12 protein-coding genes are annotated in these 11204 nt (G+C 54.7%); 10 read left to right on the top strand and 2 right to left on the bottom strand.

Annotation, left to right across the window (positions count from 1 at the left end; translation table 11 throughout):
- Positions 1–5 precede the first annotated feature (5 nt).
- From AC4ICF_RS03650 to AC4ICF_RS03620, 7 genes are read left to right on the top strand one after another with little or no spacing between them, the layout of a single operon-like run.
- On the top strand, positions 6–698 hold the full coding sequence (locus AC4ICF_RS03650) for a T6SS immunity protein Tli3 family protein (protein WP_316379699.1): 693 nt from the start codon (positions 6–8) through the stop codon (positions 696–698).
- A gap of 3 nt (positions 699–701) precedes the next feature.
- A complete protein-coding gene (locus AC4ICF_RS03645; protein ID WP_316379700.1) occupies positions 702–1394 on the top strand; it encodes a T6SS immunity protein Tli3 family protein in 693 nt (230 codons plus the stop codon).
- A gap of 3 nt (positions 1395–1397) precedes the next feature.
- On the top strand, positions 1398–2093 hold the full coding sequence (locus AC4ICF_RS03640; protein ID WP_407065522.1) for a T6SS immunity protein Tli3 family protein: 696 nt from the start codon (positions 1398–1400) through the stop codon (positions 2091–2093).
- A 3-nt stretch (positions 2094–2096) separates the two neighbouring features.
- Positions 2097–2789 (top strand): T6SS immunity protein Tli3 family protein, encoded by a 693-nt coding sequence (locus tag AC4ICF_RS03635; protein ID WP_316379701.1) that lies wholly within the window; start codon positions 2097–2099, stop codon positions 2787–2789.
- Between the two features lie 3 nt (positions 2790–2792).
- Positions 2793–3485: a T6SS immunity protein Tli3 family protein gene (locus AC4ICF_RS03630; protein ID WP_491466149.1), complete on the top strand. Its 693-nt coding sequence runs from the start codon at positions 2793–2795 to the stop codon at positions 3483–3485.
- A 17-nt stretch (positions 3486–3502) separates the two neighbouring features.
- The gene (locus AC4ICF_RS03625) at positions 3503–3760 is read left to right on the top strand and encodes a PAAR domain-containing protein (RefSeq protein WP_039024331.1); all 258 of its coding nucleotides are present in this window, start codon (positions 3503–3505) and stop codon (positions 3758–3760) included.
- The gene (locus AC4ICF_RS03620; protein ID WP_316379702.1) at positions 3760–5139 is read left to right on the top strand and encodes a hypothetical protein; all 1380 of its coding nucleotides are present in this window, start codon (positions 3760–3762) and stop codon (positions 5137–5139) included. The genes AC4ICF_RS03625 and AC4ICF_RS03620 overlap by 1 nt, the downstream gene beginning before the upstream one ends.
- 13 nt (positions 5140–5152) lie before the next feature.
- Here the strand turns inward: AC4ICF_RS03620 and AC4ICF_RS03615 are convergent, their stop codons facing one another.
- Both AC4ICF_RS03615 and araC read right to left on the bottom strand, forming a co-directional pair.
- Positions 5153–5920: a DedA family protein gene (locus tag AC4ICF_RS03615; RefSeq protein WP_316379703.1), complete on the bottom strand. Its 768-nt coding sequence runs from the start codon at positions 5918–5920 to the stop codon at positions 5153–5155.
- Positions 5921–6048: 128 nt separating this feature from the next.
- Positions 6049–6894, bottom strand: coding sequence for an arabinose operon transcriptional regulator AraC (araC, locus tag AC4ICF_RS03610; protein ID WP_116342460.1), 846 nt, complete (start codon positions 6892–6894; stop codon positions 6049–6051).
- Positions 6895–7231: 337 nt separating this feature from the next.
- On the opposite strand from araC, the gene araB reads away from it, so the two are divergent.
- From araB to araD, 3 genes are read left to right on the top strand one after another with little or no spacing between them, the layout of a single operon-like run.
- Positions 7232–8941 (top strand): ribulokinase, encoded by a 1710-nt coding sequence (araB, locus tag AC4ICF_RS03605; RefSeq protein ID WP_316379704.1) that lies wholly within the window; start codon positions 7232–7234, stop codon positions 8939–8941.
- A 10-nt stretch (positions 8942–8951) separates the two neighbouring features.
- Positions 8952–10454, top strand: coding sequence for an L-arabinose isomerase (araA, locus tag AC4ICF_RS03600; RefSeq protein WP_045369353.1), 1503 nt, complete (start codon positions 8952–8954; stop codon positions 10452–10454).
- A 47-nt stretch (positions 10455–10501) separates the two neighbouring features.
- Positions 10502–11197, top strand: coding sequence for an L-ribulose-5-phosphate 4-epimerase (araD, locus tag AC4ICF_RS03595; protein WP_025758012.1), 696 nt, complete (start codon positions 10502–10504; stop codon positions 11195–11197).
- Positions 11198–11204 lie beyond the last annotated feature (7 nt).

The raw sequence follows: 11204 nt of genomic DNA, 5'->3' as shown, positions 1-11204 counted from the left end.
GGGAAATGAAAAATAGAATAGGTACAGCCTTGGCTGTATTGCTGATGGCTTCAGGCTGTCAGGCGAAAGAGCCGCCGACACAGGTGGTTTACCGCTTTGATGACCATCGTTATCTGGAACTGAAAGGCTGGGACTGTGAAGGCGAGCTCTGGTACACCGATACGCAGCGGGGGATTCATTCGCAGCCGTATTCACAATTTTATCGCATTTTTACCAAAAAATTTATTCACCCTTCAGAGCGATATATTGTCCTCACATCATGGGGTGGTGGTGCCTTTACCGTATCAAAAGATTTCGGAAAGACCTGGCAGTTAGCGCAGTTTTCTCCCGGAGAAAACGAGCCGAATGGTGATTCCTCACCAGCTTATGATGAGGTGCTATCTCTGACGGTAATAAACGATCAAGGCTTTCTGCATACAAAGCACCGGCTTTATATGTCCTCCAGACCGTTTGATGACCCCCGTCTATTGCCCGGTGGTAAGGGTATTCATTACGAACTTCAGGATGGGGTGCAGGGCGATATTACAGCAGGAACGGGTGGCTGGGCGTGGGGAATGATTTATATGACGAAGCAAGGCCTCAAGGACACCGTACAGTCATTACAAACTAATTGGGAAGACCAACCCGATAAGGTCCCTGAAGTGAAAGGTTACACCGGCTGGGACCATATGCAATGTGACATGGATGCGGGGCGCTAACTGATGAAAGCATTATGTTCAGGCATGGCTGTTACTGCTGTACTGATGACTTCAGGCTGTCAGGCCAATGAGCCGCCGACGCAGGTGGTTTACCGCTTTGATAACCATCGTTATCTGGAACTGAAAGGCTGGGACTGTGAAGGTGAGCTCTGGTACACCGATACTCAGAAAGCAATTCATTCTCTGCCGTACTTCCAGTTTTACCGTATATATACCAAACAATTCATTCATAGCTCTGAGCGTTATATTGCCATTCCAGCCTGGGAATCTGCGGGATTTATTGTATCAAAGGATTATGGCAAAACCTGGCACCCGTCCTCATTCTCGCCCGGAGAAAATGAACCTAATGGAGACAATGCACCTCCCTATGACGACATTCTTTCCTTTACTGTCGTGAATGACCAGGGCTTTCTGCAGACAAAGCACCGCCTTTATATGTCCTCCAGGCCGTTTGATGACCCACGCCTGGCAACTGGTGGGCCAGGAATTAATTATGTAGTTGAAGGCGTAACTCACAGAATTAAACCACAATCACCAGGGCCTGCGTGGGGGCTCGATTACATCACTAAGGAGGCACTGGAGAACGATACGGCAAAATTCCATACCAATTATCAGAATTTACCCGATAAGGTCCCTGAAGTGAAAGGTTACACCGGCTGGGACCATATGCAATGTGACATGGATGCGGGGCGCTAACCAATGAAAGCATTATGCTCAGGCATGGCTGCCGCTGCTGTACTGATGGCTTCAGGCTGTCAGGCGAAAGAGCCGCCGACGCAGGTGGTTTATCGCTTTGATGACCATCGTTATCTGGAACTGAAAGGCTGGGACTGTGAAGGCGAACTCTGGTACACCGATACGCAGCGGGGGATTCATTCGCAGCCGTATTCACAATTTTATCGCATTTTTACCAAAAAATTCATTCACCCTTCAGAGCGATATATTGTCCTCACATCATGGGGTGGGGGTGCCTTTACCGTATCAAAAGATTTCGGAAAGACCTGGCAGTTAGCGCAGTTTTCTCCCGGAGAAAACGAGCCGAATGGTGATTCCTCACCAGCTTATGATGAGGTGCTTTCTCTGACGGTAATAAACGATCAGGGCTTTCTACTGACAAAGCATCGCCTTTATATGTCATCCAGACCATTTGACGATCCGCGCGTATTGCCAGGTGGTTCTGGAATTAAGTACCAGCTTGAAAACGGTGAGGTGGACGAAATAACTTCAGATGCACCTGGCTGGAAATGGGGGATGGTGTATTTCACAAAAGGATGGCTGGAGGGAAAAGTCGTCAGGCGTGAATCAAATTATCAGAATTTGCCCGATAAGGTCCCTGAAGTGAAAGGTTACACCGGCTGGGACCATATGCAATGTGACATGGATGCGGGGCGCTAACTGATGAAAGCATTATTCTCAGGCATGGCTGCCGCTGCTGTACTGATGACTTCAGGCTGTCAGACGAAAGAGCCGCCGACGCAGGTAGTCTATCGTTTTGATGACCATCGTTATCTGGAACTGAAAGGCTGGGACTGTGAAGGCGAACTCTGGTACACCGATACGCAGCGGGGGATTCATTCGCAGCCGTATTCACGATTTTATCGCATTTTTACCCAAAAATTTATTCACCCTTCAGAGCGATATATTGTCCTCACATCATGGGGTGGTGGTGCCTTTACCGTATCAAAAGATTTCGGAAAGACCTGGCAGTTAGCGCAGTTTTCTCCCGGAGAAAACGAGCCGAATGGTGATTCCTCACCAGCTTATGATGAGGTGCTATCTCTGACGGTAATAAACGATCAAGGCTTTCTGCTGACAAAGCGCCGGCTTTATATGTCATCCCGACCGTTTGATGACCCACGCCTGGCAACTGGTGGGCCAGGAATTAATTATGTAGTTGAAGGCGTAACTCACAGAATTAAACCACAATCACCAGGGCCTGCGTGGGGGCTCGATTACATCACTAAAGAGGCACTGGAGAACGATACGGCAAAATTCCATACCAATTATCAGAATTTACCCGATAAGGTCCCTGAAGTGAAAGGTTACACCGGCTGGGACCATATGCAATGTGACATGGATGCGGGGCGCTAACCAATGAAAGCATTATGCTCAGGCATGGCTGCCGCTGCTGTACTGATGGCTTCAGGCTGTCAGGCCAACGAGCCGCCGACGCAGGTGGTCTATCGTTTCGATGACCATCGTTATCTCGAACTGAAGGGCTGGGACTGTGAAGGCGAGCTCTGGTACACCGATACGCAGCGGGGGATTCATTCTGAACCTGTAAGCCAGTTTTACAGAATATTTACTAAAAAGTTTGTCCATCCCTCAGAACGATACATCGCTATTACAGGCTGGGGAGTCGGTGGTTTTCGTGTCTCTAAGGACTACGGGAAAACGTGGCAGGTTGCACAATTCTCTCCCGGAGGAAACGAACCGGATGGAATGAACTCACCTCCGCGAGATGATGTTGTTTCTTTCACAGTGGTGAATGACCAGGGCTTTCTGCTGACAAAGCACCGCCTTTATATGTCCTCCAGGCCGTTTGATGACCCCCGTCTATTGCCCGGTGGTAAGGGTATTCATTACGAACTTCAGGATGGGGTGCAGGGCGATATTACAGCAGGAACGGGTGGCTGGGCATGGGGAATGGTTTATATGACGAAGCAAGGCCTCAAGGACACCGTACAGTCATTGCAGACTAATTGGGAAGACCAACCCGATAAGGTCCCTGAAGTGAAAGGCTACACCGGCTGGGACCATATGCGCTGTGACATGGATGCGCGATAAACGACTAAGGATAGACAATGAACGGCGTAATTCGCTTAGACGATCCGCTGGCGAACGGTGGAAAAGTGACTTCAGCTTCAGGGGCCAATTTCATGGGTAAACCCGTGGCGCTAAAAGATGACATCGTTGAATGCCTGCTGCACAAAGGGAAATACCCGATTACAGAGTGCCATCCACGCTGGACGATGCTCGGACGAGGCGTGGTTGTCGACCGGTGTAAAGCAGCGTGCGGGTGTGAAATAAGGACAACGCTGCCAACGGCGGGGGCTATATAATGGAGTGGTGGTTATATTCGAAGCAGAAAGATGCTGACGTAAAAATGCCGACGTTAGCGATCGTTGCTGTGTATATCGTCGCTGTTGTCATGGGGATCATTCTTGAGATTTTTACCTGGCCTCAGAATAAACATGTGACGCTCTTTTTTTTCTTGCCGTCCGTACTGCTACCGCTCAGCCTGGTAACGTGTCTGGTATTTGCGCTGAAAATGATAATAAGTACCTCTGTAAACTATGCAGAAACTCGCAAATATATTGCAAAAGAGAGGGCTATCAGGCTCAAACGTTTTGCGCGTCAGAACATCACCATTGCAGCCTGGTCGGCCCTCTCTCCGGTCGATCAACTGGCGCTGAATATGCTTAAGCTTGAAGGTGAGTTTCCGCTGGCGCCCAAAACGCCGCTAAAAATTGAGGCAACCGAAGCGTTTGACCAGACTCCAGACGAAGCCGTCTTTTCGCGCCTGCTCGCGCCGATGGCCGATAAGCTCAAAATGAGTGCGTATCAGCGAAGGGATACATACGTCTGGGTTCGCGGGGGCGATGCGAACTGTGTTGAGGATCTGAGACGAGCGCTGGAAAATCTGAAGTTACACAGTGCGCACGGCGGCAAAATTCAGTTTATCAGCGAATGCCCTGACTACTCGCTCATCGGGGAGTGGATAGCGGCAAGCGACAAATTCATCGTTAACAGGCTGCTGATCGTCGTCGATATGCATGGTGAAGACGGTGACAGTAAGAGAATGGAAAACGCCTGCGCTTTTCTCTTCACTAACCAATACGTGCATACAGAGGGAGAGAAACCGGTTTATCTGTACCAACCGATGAGTAAGATCACGGATGTAGAAGAAACGATGCCGGTTTATCTGGATGTTGGACCTGTGACGGCCCCAAAAGCGCTCTGGTACAGCGGATTAGCCCGTACGGAAAAATATCCTTTGATGCAGGCGTTGGATGCTAAAAACGCTGTTATGGAAAGGCTGGAAATGGAATCCTCGCTCGGGGAAAAGAGCGAGGGATACAGATGGCTGGCGCTGGCGCTTGCTGCCGATGCGGTAAAGTATGCGCAGGGAGCTCAGCTGGTGGCAAATTCAGCAATGAATAAATTCTCCGTCACCGCCCTTTCCTCGCAGGAAACTCATGTACCCGAAATCTGCCGATGGGACGTTTGGCTGCTTCCTTTTGTTAATGGGGTAATGACGGGGCTATTTTTATTATTCTCGTTATTTTTCATTATGATGATAACAAATAATCCCGGTGAGATGCCTTCCATACTGGTATTAGCGGCAAGCATAATACTCTCTGTTCTGGTTCCAGCGGTGACAGGCGCTTTCCTGTCTATCACCAGCTCAAACCGGGCTTACAGAGATATGGGGTTCTAGAGCGGGAAACAGATTAACGGCTTACCACCTTCAACAGGATCTCGCCGTACACCGGCATCAGCGGGTGACGAATCAGCGCGACCAGGGCCACCACCGCAACGCCCAGCGTCAGCGGGGCCAGCCACAAAAGACGAGAGCGCGGAAGATAGCGCGTCAGGCGATCGACGCTGGCTTTCGCGCTGCGCCATAGCCGCCAGCAGAGCCAGGCCGCCAGCCACAGCAGCACAGCCGTGCCCAGCAGCAGCCACTTAAACTCACCGCTTTGCATACCGTCAGGGATATCAATCGCCGCGCCGGCGAGGATCCCCGGCAGGAAGTAAAACGGCGGCCAGAAGACGCAGCCGATAATGTTCGGCACCACGAACTTCGCGACCGGCAGGTCCAGCATCCCCGCCACCATCGGCACCAGCGGACGCGTTGGCCCAACGAAGCGGCCTACCAGAATGGTAAAAATGCTGTGCTGATGCAGAGCATGCTCGGTTTTATCCAGCAGCGCTTTGTTCTTTTTCATAAAAGACCAGCGGTGCAGCGGCTTCTTAAAGCGCCAGCCCAGCCAGAAGGAGATCCAGTCCCCCATCAGGCAACCGATAATCCCGGCCAGCCACGCCTGCCAGAAATTAACCTCGCCGCTGCCGATCAGCGCGCCAAGCCCCGCCATCATCACGGTTCCGGGCAGGATCAACCCAACAAGCGCCAGCGATTCCAGAAACGCCACCAGCGCCACGGCGATGAGCGAGTACATAACGGACTGGGTAATAAAGTGTTCCAGCAATGCCTGCATAACTATTCCGGTCAGAAAACGAATCAGCGATTCTGCTTAGCGCCCCGCACCGCGTCAAGGCAACAATTGTCTGAATAGTTTACAGGTTGCTTCCCGCATTCACCTGCTTGTTTATCTTTTTTTACCGTTTATTCACATCCCGCGCGGAATTCGCTCGGGCTCGCGCCGGTGCATTTCTTAAACACGCGAGAGAAATAGAGCTGATCTTCAAATCCCACGTTGCGCCCAACGGTAGCAATCGGCATTCGGGTTGTGCTGAGCAGCAGCTTAGCCTGGCTGATGCGCTGATCCTCACGCCAGCTCAGAACGCTGACGCCCAGCTGCTGGCGGAACAGATGCGACAGCCGCGACGGCGACAGACAGACGTGTTGGGCGACGCTGGCGATATCAAACTGGCTGTCGGCCAGATGGTCGCTAATGTACTGGCAGGCGTCGCGGACGCGGTTATCCAGCGGCGGGTTAAGCGATTCGTTGATGGCCTCCATGCGGCGCAGCAGCACCTGCTCAAGCAGGTTTATCGCCAGCAGTTCGGCATAGCGCCCGCCGGCCTGCCCCGCCTCAATAATCTGCGCGAACAGTTCGCGAAACTGCGCCAGATGAACCTCATCCGGGCGATAAAAGCCGGTATGCGCAAAAATAGCCGGCCACGAAAGCCACTCCTGCCAGTAAGCGCGCGGGCGGAAATAGACCCACTGGTGATACCACTCTTTAGCATCCGGATGACGCCCGTAGTGGTGGATCTCTCCCGGCGGGAACAGCAGGATATCGCCGGGACGGCAGACAAACTGCTGGTCACCGTTCTTGATGATCCCTTCCCCCCGCACGGTCAGGTTGAGAATATACCCTTTCATTCCGAGCGGTCGGTCGACGTAAAAATCGAGATATCCCTCAGCCTCGATAGGGGTCAGTCCCGCCACAAGGTGCGCGTTAAACGAGTATCCCGGCAACAGGGGATCGTTTTGCGTTTCGGCCATAGATTCAGTTCTCCCAAGGGTCCTGAAGGAAACCAATTGTCCATATCACTAAAAGCAGTATAAAAATGGCCTGCGAAAAGATCCAAAAAGCATCACGCCTCTTTTACGTCCGCTATGTTTCAGCCTTTCCCCCTGATTTCTCCGCCAGTACAGGCAGATAAGCAGTAACAAAAGTGTCTATAAGTGCGGCAGAAATGTCCACATTGAATATTTGCACGGCGTCACACTTTCCGTCGTAACAGCAATTTAGTCCATAAGATTAGCGGATCCTGCCTGACGATTTTCGCCTCCAGTCTCTAATGTTCTTCCATACCTGTTTTTTGGATGGAGCAACACCATGGCAATTGCAATTGGCCTCGATTTTGGCAGCGACTCGGTTCGCGCGCTGGCAGTGGACTGTACGTCCGGCCAGGAGATAGCAACCAGCGTTGAGTGGTACCCGCGCTGGCAGGAAGGGCGCTACTGCGATGCGGCGAACAATCAGTTCCGTCATCACCCGCGGGACTACATTGAGTCGATGGAAGCGGCAATCAAAACCGTACTGGCCGAACTGACGGACGCCCAGCGGGCCGAGGTCGTGGGGATTGGCGTCGACAGCACCGGCTCCACGCCTGCCCCGGTGGATGCCGAAGGCCGCGTGCTGGCACTGCGCCCGGAGTTTGCCGACAACCCGAACGCCATGTTCGTGCTGTGGAAAGACCATACTGCCGTGGAAGAGGCCGAAGCCATCACGCGCCTGTGCCATCAGCCGGGTAAAACAGACTACTCGCGCTACATCGGCGGGATTTACTCCAGCGAATGGTTCTGGGCCAAAATCCTCCACGTCACCCGCGCCGACGCAACCGTTGCGCAGGCCGCGGCGTCCTGGATTGAGTTGTGCGACTGGGTGCCTGCCCTGCTCTCCGGCACCACCCGGCCGCAGGATATTCGCCGCGGGCGCTGCAGCGCCGGGCATAAATCCCTGTGGCATGAAAGCTGGGGCGGCCTGCCTCCGGCCGCGTTCTTTGATGAACTCGACCCAATCATCAACAAGAATCTCAAATACCCGCTGTTTACCGACACCTTCACCGCCGATATTCCGGTCGGCACGCTTTGTGAAGAGTGGGCGACGCGTCTCGGCCTGCCGCAGAACGTGACCATCTCCGGCGGCGCGTTTGACTGTCATATGGGCGCCGTGGGCGCGGGCGCGCAGCCCAACACCCTGGTAAAAGTTATCGGTACTTCGACCTGCGACATTCTGACGGCAGATAAAGCCAGCGTCGGCGACCGCGCGGTGAAAGGCATCTGCGGCCAGGTTGACGGCAGCGTGGTGCCGGACTTTATCGGCCTGGAAGCCGGTCAGTCCGCGTTTGGCGATATTTACGCCTGGTTTGGCCGCGTGCTGGGCTGGCCTCTGGACCAGCTGGCAGCGGCTCATCCAGAGCTGAAAACCCAGATTGCCGACAGCAAAAAGCAGCTCCTGCCGCAGCTCACCGAAGCCTGGGCCAAAAATCCGTCTCTCGATCACCTCCCGGTGGTGCTGGACTGGTTTAACGGTCGCCGCACGCCGTTTGCCAACCAGCGTCTGAAAGGGGTGATTACCGATCTCAACCTGGCGACAGACGCTCCAGCGCTGTTCGGCGGCCTGATTGCCGCAACGGCCTTCGGTGCCCGCGCCATTATGGAGTGCTTCACCGAGCAGGGCATCGACGTGAACAACGTGATGGCGCTGGGCGGCATCGCCCGTAAAAACCCGGTGATTATGCAGGCCTGCTGCGACGTGCTGAACCGTCCGCTGCAGATTGTGGCTTCCGATCAGTGCTGCGCGCTGGGCGCGGCGATTTTCGCTGCCGTGGCCGCAGGCGTGCATTCCGATATCCCGACCGCACAGCAGCATATGGCGAGCGCCGTCGAAAATACGCTCCAGCCGCGTGCCCGGCAGGCACAACGCTTTGAACAGCTTTATCAGCGCTACCAGCAATGGGCAAAAAGCGCCGAACTTCACTATCTCCCTGTCGCCGCCCCGGCCAAAAGCACCGCGGACACTACGGCAACCCTGACCCATTAAGGACACGATGATGACCATTTTTAATAACTATGAAGTGTGGTTTGTGATTGGCAGCCAGCATCTGTACGGACCGGAAGCGCTGCAGCAGGTGACGAAACACGCGGAGCACGTGGTTAATGCGCTGAACGCGGAAGCCAAACTGCCGTGCAAACTGGTACTGAAACCGCTGGGCACCACGCCGGACGAAATTACCCACATCTGCCGCGACGCGAACTACGACGATAAATGCGCAGGTCTGGTGGTGTGGCTGCATACCTTCTCTCCGGCCAAAATGTGGATCAACGGTCTGTCTATCCTCAACAAACCGCTGCTGCAGTTCCATACCCAGTTCAATGCCTCCCTGCCGTGGGACAGCATCGACATGGACTTCATGAACCTGAACCAGACCGCGCACGGCGGCCGCGAGTTTGGCTTCATCGGCGCGCGCATGCGCCAGCAGCACGCGGTGGTCACCGGCCACTGGCAGGATGGCAAGGCGCAACAACGTATCGGCTCCTGGATGCGACAGGCGGTCTCTAAGCAGGATACCCGCCACCTGAAAGTGGTGCGTTTCGGCGACAACATGCGTGAAGTGGCGGTCACCGACGGCGATAAAGTCGCTGCGCAGATCAAATTCGGCTTCTCCGTAAATACCTGGGCAGTGGGCGACCTGGTGCAGGTGGTAAACGACATTAGCGATGGCGACGTGAGCGCGCTGGTGGATGAATACGAAAGCAGCTACCGCCTGACCCCTGCGGCACAAATCAACGGCGACAAGCGCCAGAACGTGCTGGATGCAGCGCGCATTGAGCTGGGCATGAAGCGCTTCCTGGAACAGGGTGGCTTCCACGCTTTTACTACCACTTTTGAAGACCTCCACGGCCTGAAACAGCTGCCGGGCCTGGCGGTACAACGTCTGATGCAGCAGGGCTACGGCTTTGCAGGCGAAGGCGACTGGAAAACTGCCGCTCTGCTTCGCATCATGAAGGTAATGTCGACCGGTCTGCAGGGCGGCACCTCCTTTATGGAGGACTACACCTACCACTTCGAAAACGGCAACGACCTGGTGCTCGGCTCCCACATGCTGGAAGTGTGCCCTTCTATCGCCGTCGAAGAGAAACCGATCCTCGACGTGCAGTATCTCGGCATCGGCGGCAAAGCCGATCCGGCGCGTCTGATCTTCAACACCCGCACCGGCCCGGCCATCAACGCCAGCCTGATCGATCTGGGCGATCGTTTCCGCCTGCTGGTGAACTGCGTCGATGCGGTTGAAACGCCACATTCGCTGCCGAAACTGCCTGTCGCCAACGCCCTGTGGAAAGCGCAGCCAGACCTGCCGACCGCGTCAGAGGCGTGGATCCTGGCCGGCGGCGCGCACCACACGGTGTTCAGCCACGCGCTGGATCTGAACGACATGCGTCAGTTCGCCGAGCTGCACGATATCGAGCTGACCGTCATTGATAACGATACCCGCCTGCCTGCCTTTAAGGACGCGCTGCGCTGGAACGAAGTCTATTACGGTTCAAAACGCTAAGTACGGAATGCCCGGTGGCGCTACGCCCACCGGGCAGGGAGACAACAATGTTAGACGATCTCAAACGTCAGGTGCTCGAAGCCAACCTGGCGCTGCCGAAACATAACCTGGTGACCCTGACCTGGGGCAACGTCAGCGCCGTTGACCGGGAAAAAGGCGTGTTCGTGATCAAGCCTTCCGGCGTGGATTACACGGTGATGACCGCGGACGATATGGTGGTGGTCAGCATCGAGACGGGTGAAGTGGTGGAAGGTAACAAAAAACCGTCATCCGATACGCCCACTCACCGCCTGCTGTACCGGTCATTCCCGACCATCGGCGGCATTGTGCATACCCATTCTCGTCACGCGACCATCTGGGCGCAGGCGGGCCAGTCGATCCCGGCGACCGGCACCACCCACGCGGACTACTTTTACGGCACCATTCCCTGCACGCGTCTGATGACCGATGCAGAGATCAACGGTGAGTACGAGTGGGAAACGGGTAACGTAATTGTCGAAACCTTCGAAAAACAGGGAATCGACGCGGCGCAGATGCCCGGCGTGCTGGTGCACTCCCACGGCCCGTTTGCCTGGGGTAAAAACGCGGAAGACGCGGTGCATAACGCTATCGTGCTCGAAGAGGTCGCCTATATGGGGATCTTCTGTCGCCAGCTGGCGCCGCAGCTGCCGGATATGCAGCAAACCCTGCTGGATAAGCATTATCTGCGCAAGCACGGCGCGAAGGCCTATTACGGACAATAAACTGTAT

It is taken from the genome of Enterobacter sp. ECC_219_Taxon_10 (genome assembly GCF_058354905.1).
Note: the sequence above shows the minus strand (reverse complement) of the source record. Positions and strands in the feature narration are given on the sequence as shown.